This window comes from Actinomadura chokoriensis, from assembly GCF_041463665.1.
Taxonomy (GTDB): domain Bacteria; phylum Actinomycetota; class Actinomycetes; order Streptosporangiales; family Streptosporangiaceae; genus Spirillospora; species Spirillospora chokoriensis_A.
Map to the genome: position 1 here is coordinate 159,111 of NZ_JAXCEJ010000002.1, position 17,906 is coordinate 177,016.

17 protein-coding genes are annotated in these 17,906 nt (G+C 73.1%); 10 read left to right on the forward strand and 7 right to left on the reverse strand.

Annotation, left to right across the window (positions count from 1 at the left end; all coding sequences use genetic code 11):
• Positions 1-294: 294 nt before the first annotated feature.
• Entirely contained in the window at positions 295-1,176 is an 882-nt protein-coding gene (locus SM418_RS04080; RefSeq protein ID WP_371939162.1) for a diacylglycerol/lipid kinase family protein, read from the reverse strand.
• A 5-nt stretch (positions 1,177-1,181) separates the two neighbouring features.
• On the reverse strand, positions 1,182-2,801 hold the full coding sequence (locus tag SM418_RS04085) for an FAD-binding oxidoreductase (protein WP_371939656.1): 1,620 nt from the start codon (positions 2,799-2,801) through the stop codon (positions 1,182-1,184).
• Positions 2,802-2,864: 63 nt separating this feature from the next.
• On the opposite strand from SM418_RS04085, the gene SM418_RS04090 reads away from it, so the two are divergent.
• The 4 genes from SM418_RS04090 (at position 2,865) to SM418_RS04105 (ending at position 6,516) form a co-directional block, all read left to right on the forward strand.
• Positions 2,865-3,473 (forward strand): TetR/AcrR family transcriptional regulator, encoded by a 609-nt coding sequence (locus tag SM418_RS04090; RefSeq protein ID WP_371939164.1) that lies wholly within the window; start codon positions 2,865-2,867, stop codon positions 3,471-3,473.
• Positions 3,470-5,023, forward strand: coding sequence for a glycerol-3-phosphate dehydrogenase/oxidase (locus SM418_RS04095; RefSeq protein WP_371939166.1), 1,554 nt, complete (start codon positions 3,470-3,472; stop codon positions 5,021-5,023). The genes SM418_RS04090 and SM418_RS04095 overlap by 4 nt, the downstream gene beginning before the upstream one ends.
• A 102-nt stretch (positions 5,024-5,125) precedes the next feature.
• Entirely contained in the window at positions 5,126-6,034 is a 909-nt protein-coding gene (locus SM418_RS04100; protein WP_371939167.1) for a ferredoxin family protein, read from the forward strand.
• Positions 6,035-6,219: 185 nt separating this feature from the next.
• The gene (locus SM418_RS04105; RefSeq protein ID WP_021600082.1) at positions 6,220-6,516 is read left to right on the forward strand and encodes a WhiB family transcriptional regulator; all 297 of its coding nucleotides are present in this window, start codon (positions 6,220-6,222) and stop codon (positions 6,514-6,516) included.
• A 260-nt stretch (positions 6,517-6,776) separates the two neighbouring features.
• Here SM418_RS04105 and SM418_RS04110 read toward each other — a convergent pair whose 3' ends face one another.
• From SM418_RS04110 to SM418_RS04120, 3 genes are all read right to left on the reverse strand, one after another.
• Positions 6,777-7,487: a phosphoribosyltransferase gene (locus SM418_RS04110; protein ID WP_371939168.1), complete on the reverse strand. Its 711-nt coding sequence runs from the start codon at positions 7,485-7,487 to the stop codon at positions 6,777-6,779.
• An 81-nt stretch (positions 7,488-7,568) separates the two neighbouring features.
• On the reverse strand, positions 7,569-8,555 hold the full coding sequence (locus SM418_RS04115; RefSeq protein WP_371939170.1) for a phosphotriesterase family protein: 987 nt from the start codon (positions 8,553-8,555) through the stop codon (positions 7,569-7,571).
• Positions 8,556-8,594: 39 nt separating this feature from the next.
• The gene (locus SM418_RS04120) at positions 8,595-9,773 is read right to left on the reverse strand and encodes a YihY/virulence factor BrkB family protein (RefSeq protein WP_371939171.1); all 1,179 of its coding nucleotides are present in this window, start codon (positions 9,771-9,773) and stop codon (positions 8,595-8,597) included.
• 283 nt (positions 9,774-10,056) lie between these two features.
• Between SM418_RS04120 and SM418_RS04125 the strand changes: the two genes are divergently transcribed.
• From SM418_RS04125 to SM418_RS04140, 4 genes are all read left to right on the forward strand, one after another.
• Entirely contained in the window at positions 10,057-10,242 is a 186-nt protein-coding gene (locus SM418_RS04125) for a hypothetical protein (RefSeq protein ID WP_371939172.1), read from the forward strand.
• Positions 10,243-10,516: 274 nt separating this feature from the next.
• Positions 10,517-12,187 carry a nitrite/sulfite reductase gene (locus tag SM418_RS04130; protein WP_371939174.1) on the forward strand — a complete coding sequence of 557 codons (1,671 nt, stop codon included), beginning with the start codon at positions 10,517-10,519 and terminating at the stop codon, positions 12,185-12,187.
• Positions 12,188-12,395: 208 nt separating this feature from the next.
• Positions 12,396-13,106: a phosphoadenylyl-sulfate reductase gene (locus tag SM418_RS04135; RefSeq protein WP_371939176.1), complete on the forward strand. Its 711-nt coding sequence runs from the start codon at positions 12,396-12,398 to the stop codon at positions 13,104-13,106.
• 35 nt (positions 13,107-13,141) lie between these two features.
• Positions 13,142-13,876, forward strand: coding sequence for a sirohydrochlorin chelatase (locus SM418_RS04140; protein ID WP_371939658.1), 735 nt, complete (start codon positions 13,142-13,144; stop codon positions 13,874-13,876).
• Between the two features lie 10 nt (positions 13,877-13,886).
• Here SM418_RS04140 and SM418_RS04145 read toward each other — a convergent pair whose 3' ends face one another.
• Positions 13,887-14,594: a DUF1707 domain-containing protein gene (locus SM418_RS04145; protein ID WP_371939177.1), complete on the reverse strand. Its 708-nt coding sequence runs from the start codon at positions 14,592-14,594 to the stop codon at positions 13,887-13,889.
• 174 nt (positions 14,595-14,768) lie between these two features.
• Between SM418_RS04145 and SM418_RS04150 the strand changes: the two genes are divergently transcribed.
• Complete coding sequence (locus tag SM418_RS04150; RefSeq protein WP_371939179.1) at positions 14,769-16,394, forward strand: acyl-CoA dehydrogenase family protein; 1,626 nt, start codon at positions 14,769-14,771, stop codon at positions 16,392-16,394.
• A gap of 183 nt (positions 16,395-16,577) precedes the next feature.
• Here SM418_RS04150 and SM418_RS04155 read toward each other — a convergent pair whose 3' ends face one another.
• Entirely contained in the window at positions 16,578-17,261 is a 684-nt protein-coding gene (locus SM418_RS04155; RefSeq protein WP_371939181.1) for a TetR/AcrR family transcriptional regulator, read from the reverse strand.
• A 35-nt stretch (positions 17,262-17,296) separates the two neighbouring features.
• Between SM418_RS04155 and SM418_RS04160 the strand changes: the two genes are divergently transcribed.
• On the forward strand, positions 17,297-17,734 hold the full coding sequence (locus tag SM418_RS04160; protein ID WP_371939182.1) for a nuclear transport factor 2 family protein: 438 nt from the start codon (positions 17,297-17,299) through the stop codon (positions 17,732-17,734).
• Positions 17,735-17,906 lie beyond the last annotated feature (172 nt).

Below are 17,906 nucleotides of genomic sequence, written 5' to 3' on the forward strand. Positions count from 1 at the left end.
AGATCGCCTCCGGCAGCCGTAAGGGAATCCTCACAGACTGTCCGGAGGCGATCTCGGCGTCAAGCGAGTACGCCAAAGGGCGTGGTGGACGCCGGCGCCACCCCCAAGGACACCGGCGCCACCACGTCGAGGGCGCCTGCGGTCATCATGAGTCCCCCCAGAACGGCGAGCGTGCAGTCGCCTCTCATGATGCCTCCACAGACGGCCCCACAGGTCCCGAAAGCGGGACGTAACTGACGCTATACGGAGGGCCGTAATGCAGACGTAAACCGCCCCAAATGAGGGGCCAAAACATCAGGGGGCGATGACGCGGAGCGCGCCCGGCAGCACCCTGGCGGTGACCGGCAGCACCCCGGGCAGCTCGCCGTCCGCGCCGTAGGGGAGGGTCCGGCCGGGCGGACCGGCCAGCTCGATCCGCACCTCCCGGCCGCGCATGACCTCCACCTCGGGCCGCCGCACGTGCGTCCCCTTCTCCAGCTCCCGCATCACGGAGAAGAACAGGGTCCGCGGCGCCCGCCGGATGAGGACGACGTCGAGCAGGCCGTCGTCCACCCGCGCGTCCGGCGCGATGTGCTTGCCGAACCCGTAGTAGCCCGAGTTCGCCGCGACGGCGGTGTAGCCCTCGCGGCGGTGCCGCTCGCCGTCCACGGTGATCAGGTAGTCGGCGTGCCGCCAGGAGACGATCGCCCGCAGCGCGCCGACGTAGTAGGCGGCGGAGCCGCGCAGCAGCCGCGTCCTGTTGGCGTTGTCGTTGGCGACGGCGTCGACGCCCGCGTAGACGCTGCCGAGAACGGGCGTCCCGTTGGCCTCGATGGCGTCCACCGCGCGGGGCTCGCCCTCCAGCAGCAGCGGAGCGAGCTCCGCCGCTCCGGACGGAACGCCGAGCTGCCGCGCGAAGTCGTTGCCGCGCCCGGCCGGGACGATGCCGAAGACCGCGTCCGTCCCGGCGAGGGCGCCGCCGACGCAGCCGATCATGCCGTCGCCGCCGACGCCGAGCACGACGCGTCCCGTCCCGGCGGCGGCGCGGGCGAGGTCGGCGGCGTGCTCCATGCCGCGGCTGTACTCGACGTCGAGTTCGGCCCCCGCCTCGCGCAGCAGCCGGCCGAGCGGCATCAGGCGGGAGGCGGACGCGGAGCCGCCCGCCGCCGGGTTCACGATCGCGGTGAACGCGCGCATGGCGGTCACCGCGCCGGGGCCGGCGGGACGAGGACGCCCGGGTTGAGGATCCCCGCGGGATCGACCCGGTCCTTGACGGCGCGCAGGACGGCGGCGCCGAGCGGCCCGATCTCCTTCCCGTACCAGTCGCGGTGGTCGGTGCCGACGCCGTGGTGGTGGCTGATCGTCCCGCCCGCCGCGAGGATCGCGTCGCAGGCCGCTCTCTTCGCCCTGTCCCAGTGCTCGACCGGGTCCTTGCCTTGCGCCGACACGACGGTGAAGTACAGGGACGCGCCGGACGGGTAGACGTGCGAGACATGGCACATGACGAGCGGCGGCGTCCCCGCCCCCGAGAGAGTGCCGATCAGGGCGTGCCGCACGGCCTCGTACAGGTCCGGGACGCCCGACCAGAACGCGGCGGTCTCCAGCGTCTCGACGAACGCGCCCACGTCCAGCAGGGAGTCGCGCAGGTAGGGGGCGTCGAAGCGGCGGCGCTCCCACTTCTCGCCCGGCCCGCCGCCGAGCGGTTCGCCGCCGGCGGCGCGCAGCACGTCCGCCGCCCCGGCGCGCCCGGCGGCGACGTTCTCCGGGGTGCCCTCGAACCCGAGCACGGCGAGGCACCCGGCCGCCGACGACCCCCCGCCATCCAGCGGACGAGCTCCGCCCGGCGTCCCGATGGCGGACGGGTCGGCGAGCCCGACCATGGTCTCGGCCTCGTCCGACAGCCGCAGCACCGCGGGAAGCGGGCCGTCCTGGGCGAGCCGGCGGAGCGCGGCGGCGCCCTGGTCGAACGACGCGAACCGCCAGCCCTCGTACTCCCGGGCCGGCGGGACGGGCCGGATCCGCACGGTCACCGACGTGATCACGCCGAACGCGCCCTCCGAGCCGAGGACGAGCTGCCGCAGGTCGGGCCCGGCGGCCGACTTCGGCGCGCGGCCGAGGTCGAGCGCGCCCTCCGGGGTCGCCACGGTCAGGCCGACCACCATGTCGTCGAACCGCCCGTACCCGGCCGACGCCTGCCCGCTCGACCGCGCCGCCGCGAACCCGCCGATGGACGCCCACTCGAACGACTGGGGGAAGTGCCCGAGGGTGAAGCCGTGCTCGGCGAGCAGCGCCTCCGCCGCCGGGGCGCGCAGGCCCGGCTGGAGGACGGCGGTGCGGGAGACCTCGTCGACCGCGACGAGGCGGTCCATCCGCCGCAAATCGAGGGCGATGAAGGCGTCCACGCCGCGCGGCGCCAGCCCGCCGACGACGGACGTCCCGCCGCCGAACGGCACCACCGCGATCCGCTTCGCGGCGCAGAGCCTCAGCACCGCGAGGACCTCCTCGTGCGAGCCGGGCAGGACGACGGCGTCCGGCGCGTCGGAGGTCTCCCCCGCGCGCATGAGCAGCAGGTCGGGCGTCGACTTGCCGCGCGTGTGCCGGACCCGCGTCTCGGCGTCGACGCGGACGTTCCCGTCGCCGACGATCCCGGCGAGCGCGGTGAGGGCCTCGCCCGGCAGCCGCGGCGCGGCGACCTCGATCTCCGCGAGCGCGACGGGCGGCGCCTCGGCCGGCCGCACGCCGAGCATGTCGCGCAGCAGCCCGATCATCGGCTCGGGCAGCGGCGCGGCCTTGGCCGGATCGCCCCAGCCGCTCCACAGCATGTCCCGCGTCTCCACGCAGCCTCCCGTGACGGTCCCCGGTTTCCTCAGCTTACACTGTGACACATGACGTCGAATCGTCACAACAGTACGGCGGCCCGGACCGCCGACGACACCGTGCTCGACGCCGCGCGCGACTGCGTGCTGGCCGTCGGCGTGCGCCGGACGACGCTGACCGACATCGCCCGCCGCGCGGGCGTCTCCCGGATGACGCTGTACCGCCGCTGGCCGGACGTCCGCACGATCGTCGCCGACCTGATGACCCGGGAGTGGACCGGCATCGGCGCGGCGCTGCAGCCGCCCGACGACGGCCGTCCCGTCCGGCCCCGGATGGTGGAGGGCCTGGTCACCGGCGTCCGGACGTTCCGCGACCACCCGCTGCTCCGCAAGATCATCGAGGTCGACCCCGAACTGCTGCTGCCCTACGTCCTGGACCGCTGCGGGGCCAGCCAACTCGCGTTCCTGGCGCTGTTCGAGGAGGCGCTCGCGGCCGGGCACGCCGACGGGACCATCCGCCGGGACCATGCCGGCCGGCAGGCGCGGGCCCTGCTGCTGATCGTCCAGTCCTACGCGCTGTCGGTTCCGACGATGCTCGACGCGGCCGACCCCGACCTCGGCTCCGACGCCTTCGACGCCGAACTGCGCCACGTCCTGGAAAGGATGCTCGCCCCATGAACGACTCCGGACCGGAACCGCGGACGTCGCTCAACGCGGCGCGCCGGGCACGCGAGCTCGCCGCCCTGCCGGACGAGGTAGTGGACGTCCTGGTCGTCGGGCTCGGCGCGACCGGCGCGGGCGCCGCGCTGGACGCCGCGTCGCGGGGGCTGTCGGTCGCCGCGATCGACGCCCACGACCTGGCGTTCGGCACGTCCCGGTGGAGTTCCAAGCTGATCCACGGCGGGCTGCGCTACCTCGCGTCCGGGCAGGTGGACGTGGCGCAGGAGAGCGCGGTCGAGCGCGGCGTGCTGATGCGGCACACCGCCCCGCACCTGGTGCGCGCTCTCCCGTTCGTCCTGCCGCTGACCCCGCTCGTGTCGCGCCGGGAGGCGGCCGTCGCCAGCGCCGGGATGCGCGCCGGGGACCTGCTGCGGCTCGCCGCGCGCACCCCGCGCTCGGTGCTGCCCGGCCCGCGCCGGCTCTCGGCGGTCGAGACGCTGCGGCTCGCTCCCGCGCTGCGCCCCCACGGGCTGCGCGGCGGGCTGCTGTCGTGGGACGGGCAGCTCTGCGACGACGCGCGCCTCGTCACCGCGCTCGCCCGCACCGCCGCCCGGCACGGCGCCCACGTCCTCACCCGCTGCCGCGCCGTGCGGCTCACCGGCGACGGCGCCCTCGTCCGGGACGAGCTGACCGGCCGGGAGATCACCGTCCGGGCGCGCTCGGTCGTTAACGCCGCGGGGGTCTGGGCGGGCGGGCTCGTGGACGGGGTGCGGCTGCGCCCCTCGCGGGGTACCCACCTCGTGCTCCGGGCGGACGCGCTGCGCGGCCTCTCGGCCGGCATGCACGTGCCGATCCCGGGCGCGGGCGCCCGGTTCGTGCTGGTGCTCCCGCAGGGCGACGGCCGCGTCTACGTCGGGCTCACCGACGAGCCCGCGGACGGGCCGATCCCCGACGTGCCGGAGCCGACGGAGGGCGAGATCGGGTTCCTGCTCGACGTGCTCGGCTCCGCGGTGGACGTCCCGGTGCGTCGCACGGACGTGGTGGGCGCGTACGCCGGCCTGCGCCCGCTGCTGGACCTCGGGCACGGGCGCGACACGGCCGACATCTCCCGCCGCCATGCCGTGCTGACCTCGAAGGACGGCGTCGTCACGATCGTCGGCGGCAAGCTCACCACCTACCGGCGGATGGCGCAGGACGCCGTTGACGCCGTCGTGCGGGCTCGCGGCCTCGACGCCGGGCCGAGCCGGACCGCGCGCCTCCCGCTCGTCGGCGCGGCTCCGCGGGCCCGGCTGGACGCCCTGGACGCGCCGTCCCGCCTCGTCCGGCGGTACGGGACCGAGGCGCCGCTGCTGGCCGCCCTGGGCGGGGAGGACCCGGCCCTGCTGGAGCCGGTGGCCCCTGGCCTGCCGGTGACCGGGGCGGAACTGGCCTGGGCCGTGCTGCACGAGGGAGCCCTCGACGTCAGTGACCTGCTGGATCGCCGCACCCGGATCGGGCTCGTCGCCGCCGACCGGGAGGCCGCGCTTCCCGCGGCGGAGGCCCTGCTCCCGCGCGCCGCGCTGCACTGAACTGAGACCTCTGTCACCTCTGCCGCCCCGGCCCTCCTGGTTTGACGAGGATTCATTAGGTTACCCTTACCTAATCGACCTGAGATCGGCCGGGGGGACCAGGTGACACGGGGAAAGGGCTGCGGGCACTGCCCGGGGAGCCACACGGGCGAGCGGCCCTGCCTGGCGAGCGCGACCACGAAGGCGCGCGCCTGGCTGCTCGTCGAGCACCCCGGCCCCTGGCCCGAGAACGTCACCGACCTGCCGGGCCCGGACCCGGTCGCGGAGGCGATGCGGGCGGCGAAGAAGGCGGGCGTCCGGCCGCAGCTGATCCGCCGGCCGGGACGCCGGCGCGCCAGCCCGCCGGTCCAGGTCTACGCCGCGTTCTCGCGCGGCGCCGAGGTCTGGATGGAGGGGCGCGAGCTGGCCGACCCGGCGGAACTCGCCGCGCTCGACCTGGCCGCGCTCGCCGCGGGCCGCTCGCCGGGCCTCGGCGAGCGGGTGACCGGGCCGGTGCTGCTGGCCTGCACGCACGGGCGGCACAACGCCTGCTGCGCGCGGACCGGGGCTCCGCTGGCCCGCGCCCTCGCCACGCGTTTCGACGGCCGCGTATGGGAAACCACCCATGTCGGCGGTGACCGATTTGCGGCGAATTTGGTATGTCTTCCACACGGGCTCTACTACGGCGACCTCGGCGAGAGCGAGGCGGTGACGGCGGTGAACGCCTATCTGCGGGGCGAGGTCGCCCTCGACCGGTTCCGCGGACGGGCGGGGACGCCCGAGCCGGCGCAGGCGGCCGAGCACTTCGTCCGCGCCCACACGGGCGTCCTCGGGGTGGACGAAGTGTCTGTGGAGTCGGTCACCGGGACATCTCGGTACGAAGCAATCGTTGTCGCCCGGCGGCAGAGCCGTTACCGGGTGACCTTCGAGGCCGTCCAGCAGTCCGATCCGTGCGGGCCGGACTGCGGGGAGAACTTGCGAACCCATGTTGTTAGGGAACTCACCCTTCTCAACGAGGCGGCCCTCGTGTAATCTCCTTGAGGCCCCATTCGAGGGTCTCCCTGTCGCACGTCCCCAGGTTTCCGGAGTAACCGGACGGGGAACAGAGCGGCAACTCCAGACGTTGGAACATTCGGCGCTTCTGACTCATGTCACTTGAAGCACGTCGAGCGTCCATGTCCCGTTTTTGTTCGAAAACCAATCAAGGTGGGTGTTCCATGGCTCAGGTACGTCGGCAGGCAAACCTCCCTCGTCCCAGCTGGGGCTGGCAGGACGCCGCGGCGTGCCGGGGGGAAGACCTCGTCCTCTTCTTCGGTCCCGACGGCGAACGTCAGCCCGAGCGCGAGATCCGCGAGCGCAAGGCCAAGCAGATCTGCATGGGCTGCCCGGTGCGCACGGAGTGCCTGGACTACGCGGTGTCCCGGCCCGAGAAGTACGGCACGTGGGGCGGTCTGAACGAGGACGAGCGCGCGTCCGAGCGCCGTCGCCGGATGCGTCGCGCCAACGCCGCCTGAACGAGCGCGCAGGCCGCCGAACGCTCCCAGCGCGATCCCCGGCACGCCACCTGAAAACGACACGGCCCCGCACTCGCGGGGCCGTTTGCGTTGCCCGGGCCAGGCCGCTCCAGGACGGGCCCGGCGCAACGTCACATCTGCATCACAACCGAGCTACATCGTGCCACGACATTCCATCGGGGACGTGCTTTTACCGCAACCCACTCGGCGACGTGCCCCATTCACCGAAATTCGCCGCCCACCATTTCGCGTGCGGCGGCTCACACCGCACCGCCGCCCGCGGCGTGCCCGGCGCGCTCCAGCCACGCCGTCACGTCGTCGTCGGTGAGCTGGCCGAAGTCGCGGTACCACTGGCCCACGGCGCGGAACTCCCACGGCGCCGCCGGGACGACGATCTCGTCCACCTCGGCCTCCAGCGCGCGGACCGTCTCCGCGGCGCCCACCGGCACCGCCAGCACCAGCCGGGACGGCCCGCGCTCGCGCATCGCCCGCACGGCGGCGCGGGCGGTGCCGCCCGTCGCGAACCCGTCGTCCACCACGATCACCGGGCGCCCGGCGATCTCCGGCAGCGCGCGGCCGTGCCGGTAGGCGGTCACCCGGCGGTCCAGCTCGGCGCGTTCGGCCGCCACCGTGGCGGCCAGGTCGTCCTCGCGGAGCCCGAGCCGGGCCAGCAGCTCGCCGTCGAACACCGGCGAACCGCCCTCGGCGATCGCCCCGACGCCGAGCTCCGGCTGCGGCGGGTAACCGATCTTGCGGGTCACCAGGACGTCGAGCCGGGACCCGAGCCGCCTCGCGACCTCGTATCCGACGGGAACGCCGCCGCGCGGCAGGGCGAGGACGACCGCACCCTCCAGCCCCAGGGGGACGAGGCGCTCGGCGAGCACGCGGCCCGCCTCGGTGCGGTCGGCGTAGGGGAGCCGGACGGTCTCCGCACGCTGGGCGTCCTCCCGTGCGGAACTGTTCCAGGACATGGGGACACCCCCTTCCTGGGTTCCCCCTACCCACTCACGAACCGGTGAGCCGCCCGCTCACGAACCGGTGAGCCGCCCCGCTCACGAACCGGTGAGCCACCTCAGGGGGTTGTCGCGCAGGATCCCGGCCAGGGTGGCGTCGTCGGCGCCCGCGGCGCGCAGCGCGGGCAGGAACGTCTCGAAGAGGTAGCCGAAACCCGTGCCGCCGTAGCGGGCGATCTGCGCCATCCGGGAGACACCGGTGCTCAGCAGCACCCGGTCGGCGTGCCCGGCCTCCAGCAGGTCCATCACGCAGCGGACGCGGGCGCCGACCGCGGCGCGGTCCCCGCCGGCGAGACCGAGCGTGCCGAACGAGACGTAGCCGCCCGTCTCGGCGATCTTGCGGTGCTGGCCGGGGTCGTCCACCCGGTCCTGCTGGCCGACCGCGACCCGCTCCGGGGACAGCCCGCCGGCGGTGAGGATCTCCAGCTGGGCGAGCCCCGCCCGGCCGTAGGTCGCGACGGACAGCCCGGAGTAGCGGGCCGCCCGCGCGGCGGCGCGCAGGCACAGCTCCTCGGTCTCGGTCGGCGCCTCGCCCCAGGTGCCGATCTCGCCGATGACGCCCGGCAGGGAGTTGGTGCCGTCCATGCCGAAGCCGACCTCGGCGAGCAGCCGCTCGGCGAGCCGCTCGACGCCGGTCGAGCCCTGCGGGCCGGTCTCGGCGGCGAGGGTCTCGCGGACGAACGCGGGATGGAACGGCTCGGTGAACACGCCCGTCCCGGCGACCACGGCCACCCGGGACCCGGCGCTGATCCGGGCGAGCGCGGCGGCGTTGCGGCCCATCCCCGAGGAGGTCAGGTCGACGACGAGGCCGAGGCCGTGCTCCTTGCGCAGCTCCGACAGCTCACGCTGGACGGACTTCTCCTCCTCCAGCCAGCGTCCCGGGTCGGACTCGACCAGCTGGGGACGCGCCGGCCAGCGCAGATCCATCTGCAGGTGCTCGTGGGAGAGCACCGGCCCGGTGATGTCGGACGTCGCGATCGTGCCGGTCACGGTCCGCAGCCGGCCGGGCTCCTCACGAGGGGTCATGACAGGCGAGGTTACGACATGTTTGACCTATTCAAAGCCCTATTCGTGGTTGTTTTTACCCTCGCTCCGGCCGTCGCGGGGCACCTGCCCATCACGCTCGCCCCGCCCGTCCCGCTCACCTCGCTGGTCCCGCTGGTCCTGGGCGCCCCGCTCGGCCCGCTCACCTTGCTCGGCCCGCTCGACTTGCTCGGCCCGCTCGGCGCGCTCGGCCTGCTCGCCCTGCGCTTCACGCACGGCGCGCGCCCGGGCGGTGTCGCCGCTCGGCCACAACCGGTCGATCTCGGCGTTCAGCGCGGCCCCGATCAGCACCGCGAGCGCCGCCACGTACAGCCAGGCGAGCACCGCGATCGCGGCGGCGAGCGACCCGTACACCGACACACCGCTCAGCGACCCGGCCAGGTAGAGCCGGAGGCTGACGCTGCCGACGATCCAGATCAGCAGGGCCAGCACGGCGCCCGGCACCTCGCGGTACCAGGACGTCCGCACCGGGACGCTCATGTGGTACAGCAGCGCGAGGAAGACCACCGACAGCGTCACCACGACCGGCCAGTACAGGCCCTGGACGACCTCGGCGCTCTCCGGCAGCGCCTGCCGCACCAGCGCGGGCCCGGCCACCAGCAGCGGGATGACGACCAGGAAGACCAGCAGCCCGATGAGGTAGAGGACGAACGCGCGCGTCCGGGTGCGGATCACCCCGCGGATGCCGGACAGCCCGTAGGAGATGGTGATCGTGTCGACGTAGACGTTCGTCGCCCGCGACCCGGCCCACAGCGAGATCAGGAAGCTGACGGACACGATGTCGGGGCTGCCGCCCCGGATCACGTCGTCGATCAGCGGGATGACGACCGAGTCGACCGCCGGGCCCGTCAGCACGGTCTGCGCCTGCTGGATCACCCAGGAGCGGACCTCGGCGACGCTGTCCGCGCCGAACAGGCCGCGCAGGTGCCCCATCGTGCCGATCAGCCCGATGACCAGGGGCGGCAGCGACAGCAGCGCGAAGAACGCGGCCTCGGCCGCGAGGCCGGTCACCCGGTAGCGGAAACCGCCGACCGCAGTGCCCTTGACCAGGAGCCAGCCGACGCGGCCCGCCGTGCGCGCGGCCGAACGGGCGCGCGGGATCAGATCGCGGGGCACGCGCGGGCGGGGGCCGCGCGGGCCCCGTCCGGAGTCGGAGTCCCCGGCCGAGGGGACGCTCTCGGCGTCGGAGACGGTCGTCACACCGCCCAACCGTAGAGCGTCACGCGCCCGGAACATGCCGCACCGCCCATTTCAGTGGTCCGCCCCGCGTTTCGCGTGCCGATTCGCGTGCCGATCGCTTTCCCCGTCCGATCGTCTCGCGACGGGCCCACTCCCCCGCACATGCCACTGCCCATACCCGGTTCGACGGATCGGAACGTCGCCCGGACCATGATCGTCCGCGTCCGGCCACCCGGGGCGAGCCACCGTCCGGAACCGCCGCTCGGGACGCGTCCGGCCACCCGCGAACCGGGCATCGGACTCCATGAGTGACAATGAAGACATGATCTGCCAGTCCTGCCGGGAGCGCCGCCACGAGGAGTGCCGCGGCGGATCCTGGTGCGACTGCCAGCACGCCGCCGCGCCCGCGAAGCCGGACGGCGGGCGGCGCGCGGACGCCCGTACCGGCGACGACGCCGAGCCCCGGGTGAACTGGAGGCGGCAGGGATGACACATCTCACGTGTCCGCATCCCGAGCGTGACTGGACAGCCCGTGAGACGCCATGTCACAGTTCAAGCATGACTGCTGCGGACCCGTTGCTGGCCAAGCGCCGGCACGTGGACTTCCTGCGCGTCCGCAGCGCGATCTGTCGGTGACGCCCCGACCACGCCCCCCTGCTCAGCGGGCGCGTGGTGCATCGGCGTCTCCTTCGACCTGATCCTGCTCAGCGTTGAGCCGGCTGTCCGAAACTGCCGGTGCGCTACGCGTCCCTCACGACCAACAGATGAGGACGCGCGCCGTGCCACCCGCGACCAAGCGCAGCAAGAAGGGCGAGGGCCAGTGGGCCCTCGGCTACCGCGAACCGCTCAACAAGAACGAAGAGAACAAGAAGAACGACGACGGCCTGAACGTCCGGCGCCGCATCATCGACATCTACTCCAAGACCGGGTTCGACTCGATCGACCCCGCCGACCTCCGCGGCCGGTTCCGCTGGATGGGCCTCTACACCCAGCGCAAGCCCGGCATCGACGGCGGCAAGACCGGCGCGCTTGAGGACGAGGAGCTCGAGGACCGCTACTTCATGATGCGGGTGCGGATCGACGGCGGGCAGCTGAGCGGCCCGCAGCTCCGCACGATCGCCGACATCTCGACCCGGTACGCGCGCGGCACCGCCGACATCACCGACCGGCAGAACGTCCAGCTGCACTGGGTGCGGATCGAGGACGTCCCGGCGATCTGGGACGCGCTCGAAGCGGTCGGCCTGCACACCATGGAGGCGTGCGGGGACGTCCCGCGCACGATCATCGGCTGCCCGCTGGCCGGGATCGCGGCCGACGAGGTGATCGACGCGACCCGCGACCTGCGCGAGATCCACGACCGCTACATCGGCTCCCCCGAGTTCTCCAACCTTCCGCGCAAGTTCAAGACGGCGATGTCGGGCTGCACGTCGCACTGCACCGTCCACGAGATCAACGACATCGCGTACGTGGGCGTGGTGAACGAGGAGGGCGAGACCGGGTACCAGCTGTACGTCGGCGGCGGGCTGTCCACCAACCCGATGTTCGCGCAGAGCCTCGGCGTGTTCGTCAAGCCCGAGCAGACCAGCGAGGTCTGGCACGGCGTCACCTCGATCTTCCGCGACTACGGGTACCGGCGGCTGCGCAGCCGCGCCCGGCTGAAGTTCCTGATGAAGGACTGGGGCCCGGAGAAGTTCCGCGAGGTGCTGGAGAAGGAGTACCTCGGCTACGCGCTGCCGGACGGCCCCGAACCGGCCGCGCCGCTCGCCCGCCGCGACCACGTCGGGATCCACCGGCAGCAGGACGGCCGCTTCTACGTCGGGTTCGCGCCGCGCGTCGGACGGGTGAACGGCGAGCTGCTCGGCGTCATCGGCGAGCTGGCCGACCGCTACGGCTCGGGCCGGGTGCGGACGACCGTCGAGCAGAAGATGGTCGTCCTGGACGTCCCGGAGGAGAACACCGAGGCGCTCGCCGACGAGCTGGCGAAGCACGACCTGCAGGTCCGTCCGTCCACGTTCCGCCGCCAGACGATGGCGTGCACGGGCATCGAGTACTGCAAGCTCGCGATCGTCGACACCAAGCAGCGCGCGATGGACCTCATCGACGAGCTGGAGAAGCGCCTGCCGGACTTCGACCAGCCGCTGACGATCAACGTCAACGGCTGCCCGAACGCCTGCGCCCGCATCCAGGTCGCCGACATCGGTCTCAAGGGCCAGCTCGTCGTGGACGAGAACGGCGACCAGGTCGAGGGGTTCCAGATCCATCTGGGCGGGCAGCTCGGCGCGTCGTTCGGCAAGAAGGTCCGCGGGCTGAAGACCACCTCGGCCGGGCTGACCGACTACGTCGAGCGGGTCGTCCGCAACTTCGACGCGCAGCGCACCGGCGGCGAGACCTTCGCCGACTGGGTGCACCGCGCCGACGAGGCCGATCTCAAGTGAGCGAGCGCATGGCGCCGTTCTACTGCCCCTACTGCGGCGAGGAGAACCTGGAACCGCGCGCCCCCTCCGACTTTCCCGGAGAGGGCGGGGGGTCCTCCCCCCGCGCCGAGGCGCACGGTGCCTGGTTCTGCCCCGACTGCCTCCGTTCCTTCACGTTGAAGTTTCTCGGTGTCGGAGCTCCCCGACCCGCGAGCAAGGAGATCCCCCGGTGACCCTCCTGGAGACCGACAGACCTACCCTCGACCTCGAAGACATCGTCGAATCGGCCGCCGCCGCGCTGGAGGGCGCGCCCACGCTGGAGGTCATCCGCTGGGCCGTCGCCACGTTCGGCGACCGGATCTGCCTGACCTCGTCCATGTCGGACGCGGCGCTCCTGCACCTGGTATCGAAGGTGAAGCCCGGCATCGACGTCCTGTTCGTCGACACCGGCTACCACTTCGCCGAGACGATCGGCACCCGGGACGCCGTCGAGGCCGTCTACCCGGTGAACGTCATCAACGTCACCCCGTCCCGGACGGTCGAGGAGCAGGAGGCCGCGCTCGGCCCCCGGCTGTTCGGCCGCAACCCGGACCTGTGCTGCCACCTGCGCAAGGTGGAGCCGCTCGGCCGTGCGCTGGAGGGCTACATGGCCTGGTTCAGCGGCATCCGCCGGGACGAGACCGCGAGCCGCCGCGACCGGAAGGTCGTCGAGTGGGACCGCAAGCGCGGCATGGTCAAGGTCAACCCGATCCTGGACTGGACCCAGAAGCAGATGGACGACTACATCGAGGACAACGGTGTGCTCGTCAACCCGCTCCACTACGACGGCTATCCCTCGATCGGGTGCGCGCCGTGCACCCGTCCGGTCGAGCCCGGCGAGGACCCGCGCAGCGGCCGCTGGGCCGGAATGGGCAAGACCGAGTGCGGCATCCACCTGTGAGCGTGCCCCCCGCGGCGCCCAGGGTGGCGGCGCCCATGGTGGCGGTGGCGCACGGGAGCAGGGATCCCCGCGCCGCCGCGACCGTCGCGGCGCTGCTCGACGCCGTCCGGGCGCGCCGCCCGGACGTGCCCGTGCACGCCTCGTTCCTCGACCACGCGCCGCCGGCGCCCGACCGGGTGCTGGACGGCCTGGCCCGGGACGGCGCGGGCGAGGCGGTCGTGCTGCCGCTGCTGCTCACCGCCGCCTACCACAGCAAGACCGACGTCCCGGGCGTCCTGGACCGGGTCCGCGCGCTGCACCCCCGGCTGCGCCTGCGCACGGCCGAGACGCTGGGCCCGCACCCGCTCCTCATGGACGCCCTGGAACGCCGCCTGTCCGACGCGGGCGTGGCGCCCGGCGACCCGGACACGGCGGTCGTCCTCGTGTCGGCGGGCTCCAGCGACGCGTCCGCCAACGCCACCATCGCGCAGCTGGCACGCGAGTGGCGCTCCCGAGGATGGCGGGACGCCGTCGCGGCGTACGCGTCGGCGGCCGGCCCGAAACCGGGCGAGGCCGTGGCGGCGCTGCTCGACGCGGGCGCGCCGCGGGTGGCCGTCGCGTCCTACTTCCTGGCGCCCGGGTACTTCGCCGACAAGGTCCGCGCCGAGACGCTGGCCGCCGGTGCGGCCGCGGTCTCGCCGGTGCTGGGCGCCGCCCCGGAGGTCGCGGACCTGGTCGTCCGCCGCTACGACGAGGCGCTGGAAAACGCGCGCCGGGCCACCGCCGTCTAGCCCGCCCGCGCTACTTGCGGTCGCTCCACCAGTCGGCGACGGCACGGCGGCCGCGCGCGTGGTGCTCATCGTCGACGATCTTGACGTCGCCCATCACGACGGTCGCGGTGACGCGGACCACGGGGACGCGGGCGCCGGGCAGCGGGTCGCGGACGCTGACCTTCCGGTCGCCGAGGAAGTTGTGGCCGGACAGCTCGACGCTGACGCCGTCCGGGACGATGATCTTGACGTCGCCCATCACGGCGGTCGCGGAGATGCGCACCTCGCCGGTCGGCACCTGCGCGCCACGCAGGTCGAGCTCGACGTCGCCCATGACCGACACCGCCTCCAGCGGCCCGTCGATGCGGCCGACGATGCGCTCCTTGCAGTCGCCCATGACGGCGCTGAACCTGCGCTTGACCTGGCTGGGCGCCGGGTTCGCGCCGGGGGCGCCGAGGCCCGGCAGGTCGGCGGTGATGCGCTCCAGCTCGCCGCGGCTCACGGCCGCGTAGGCGGCCTCGGTGCGCTCGGTCAGCTCCTCGAAGGTGAGCCGGCCCTCCACGGACGCGATCCGCAGCCGCTCGACGACGGCCTCCCGCTCGGCGTCGGACGCCCGGATCGCGCCCGGCGCGGCGGTGTGGTCGAGGGCGGGGTCTGGCCGGTCGGGGTGGACGTCCTGCCGCCGGGCCGACGTGCGGCCGGAGCAGGGCCGCTCAGGCTGCGGACTGGACTGACTCATGCTTCCGAAGGTATTCCCCCGCCGGCGCGCGACAATCCGCCGGGGGGACGAGATCGCCCCACCACTTGAGGAGGATGGCCCCCTGCCGCGGTCCGATCGTGGTCTCACCTGGCCCCGAACGGGCTTCTGTATCCTGCGGGGCAACGGCGGGAACGGCATGTGGAGGGCGGCAGGGTGACGCACGAGGTGGTCAATCAGGTTCCCCCGCTCACCGGGCACGACGTGGCCGACGAGGCCGTCCTGCTGGACGGGCTGGCACGCGAGGGCGCGGGCTGGGCCGAGGCGGAGGTGCGCGAGCTGGGCCGGCTGGCGGGCACGGAACGCGCCCAGGAGTGGGGCCGCCTCGCCAACGAGAACCCGCCCGTCCTGCGCACCCACGACCGCTACGGGCACCGGATCGACGAGGTCGAGTTCCACCCGGCCTGGCACGAGCTGATGAGCGTCGCGGTGACGCACGGCCTGCACGGCTCGCCGTGGGCCGACTCCCGCGATGGCGCCCACGTCGCACGCGCCGCGAAGTTCTACGCCTGGCGCGTCGACGCCGGCCACGGCTGCCCGATCTCGATGACGTACGCCGCCGTCCCCGCGCTGCGGCAGTCCCCCGAACTCGCCGCGCGGTACGAGCCGCTGCTCGCCAGGCCGGAGTACGACTTCGGCCTGCGCGCCCCGCTCACCAAGAAGGCGCTGCTCGCCGGCATGTCCATGACGGAGAAGCAGGGCGGCTCGGACGTCCGCGCCAACACCACGCAGGCCACCGCCCAGCAGGACGGGACGTACCGGCTCACCGGCCACAAGTGGTTCACCAGCGCCCCGATGTGCGACGTGTTCCTCACCCTGGCCCAGGCGCCGGGCGGCCTGACCTGCTTCCTCGTCCCGCGCGTCCTGCCGGACGGGACCCTCAACCGGCTCCGCCTGATGCGGCTGAAGGACAAGCTCGGCAACAGGTCCAACGCGTCCTCCGAGGTGGAGTACGAGGACGCGGCCGCCTGGCGGGTCGGGGACGAGGGCCGCGGGGTCCGCACCATCATCGAGATGGTCAACATGACCCGGCTCGACTGCGTGATCGGCGCGGCGTCCGGGATGCGGCACGGCGTCACGACCGCCGCGCACCACGCCGCGCACCGCAAGGCGTTCGGGAAGTACCTGATCGACCAGCCGCTGATGCGCAACGTCCTCACCGACCTCGCGATCGAGTCGGAGGCGGCCACGATCACGATGCTGCGCCTGGCGGGCGCCACCGACCGCTCGGTGCGCGGGGACGCGTCCGAGACGGCGTTCAAGCGCCTCGGGCTCGCGGTCAGCAAGTACTGGATCTGCAAGCGCTGGCCCGCGCACGCCGCCGAGGCCCTGGAATGCCTGGGCGGCAACGGCTACGTCGAAGAGTCCGGCATGCCCCGCCTGTTCCGCGAGTCGCCGCTCAACTCCATCTGGGAGGGCTCCGGCAACGTCGCGGCGCTCGATCTCCTACGCGCAACGCTACGCGAGCCGCAGACCCTAGAGGCGTTCTTCGAAGAAGTAGCCCTCTCCCAGGGCGCCGACAAGCGCCTAGACGCGGCCATCAAGGACGTCAAGGAAAGCTTCACCGACACCGCCACGATCGAGTTCCGCGCCCGCCGGGTCGCCGAGCTCCTGGCGCTAGTCCTACAGGCATCACTGCTGGTCAGACACGGCCACCCGGCTGTAGCCGACGCCTTCTGCGCAACCCGCCTCGCAGGCGACTGGGGCGGCGCCTTCGGCACCCTTCCGCCGGGCTCGGACGTCGCCCCGATCATCGACCGCGCCACCCCAAAGGTCGGCTGACTCCTCAACTCCTGGCGTTGCCGAGCCACCGCATCCGCCTGCCCGCAACCGATCCGAGCAAGACGCTCGTGCCGGGTACGGCTCAGGACGCCGAGCGTGTCCGGACGGCCCCGATAGCCGTTCGACGCATGGATGGCAGAGGAGACCGATCCTGCAGGGACGTCCGCGAGCCTGCGCTTCGAGTCATGACGTCGAGGTGGCGAGTCCGGTCAGTACGCAGGCCAGGCCACGCTCAAACCGTTCGTCGGCGTCCAGGTCCGTGGCCTCGTGCACCATTCGATTCAGGTGCGGGTAGCTGCCGCTGTCCAGAACCTGCTGCAGGTACGGGGCGACGGCGGCGCGCCATTGCTCCTCGGTGAACCCCGAACGCCGCTGGATTCGCGCCTCGGCCAACTCTCTGGCCGCTGCCCCCAGGACGTACGCCAAGACGGTCTCTACGGCACCGCTAGCGGTGGTCGCGTCGTCGGCATAGCCGGCCGCCGCTGCAAGGGCCCGTTCGTGGTGGATCAAGGCGTTGGGGCCGATGGCCGGGCGTCCAGCCAGTTCAGTGCCCAGCCACGGATGGGCTTTGAGCATGGCGCGCCGGTTGCGGGCCACGGCGGCCAGGTCCGCGCGCCAATCGCCCGACGCTTCCGGCGGCAGGTGCCGGCCGAGGACCGCGTCGACCATGCGCTCGAGCAGCTCGTCACGGCTGCCGAGCACGCGGTAGAAGGAGGCCGTGCCCGACCGGAGCGCGGTGGCCACGCGGCGCAGGGAGACCGCGTCGAGCCCCTCCTGATCGGCCAGAGAGAGCGCGGTCGCGACGATCTCCGCCAAGTCGGGCGCGCTGCCTCGCCGCGGCGGGCGCTCCTGGCTCCAGATGACCATGGCTACAGTGTAGCTAGTCTGGCTACACTGTAGCCATGGAGATCCCGACGCTACTCAGCGCCTACTTCGCGGCCATTGACGACAAGTGCCTCGATGCCGACGTGATCGCGGCGACCTTCCTGCCCGACGGCCGGGTGGTACGGCCCGACGGGGTCGCGCTGACCGGCCGGGCCGACATCCTCGCCAAGCAGAACGAGAGCTTCGCCCGCTTCCGAGCCACCCACCACATGCTCACCGACCACGTCGTCACCCGGTCCGGCGACACCGCCCAGGTCCGGGCGAACATGCAGGCCATGCACCTATGGAACGACGCCGGCAACTCGGCCGAGCTGCAGACCCACTTCGTGGCCGGAGGCGTCCTGCGGGGCCGCGCCGAACTCACCCCGGACGGCTGGCGGCTCAGCGAACTGACCATGCGCCCCACCTGGCGTACCGGCGCCACCACTCGCATGTTCCTGCCCGCCAACCGGTGACGGGGCGGTCCTTGGAAGATCGGCCAGAACTCGTCGAAACGTCATCGCGCGCCTCTGCGTCGGCGTCATCTCCCCCAGGACGCCGCCCTCGCGTCTGTTCTGCCCCGGCGGGCCGCGGCCAGTGCCTCTAGTTCGTCGTCGTAGGTGCCGGCCGACCGGGGTGTCCCGGTCG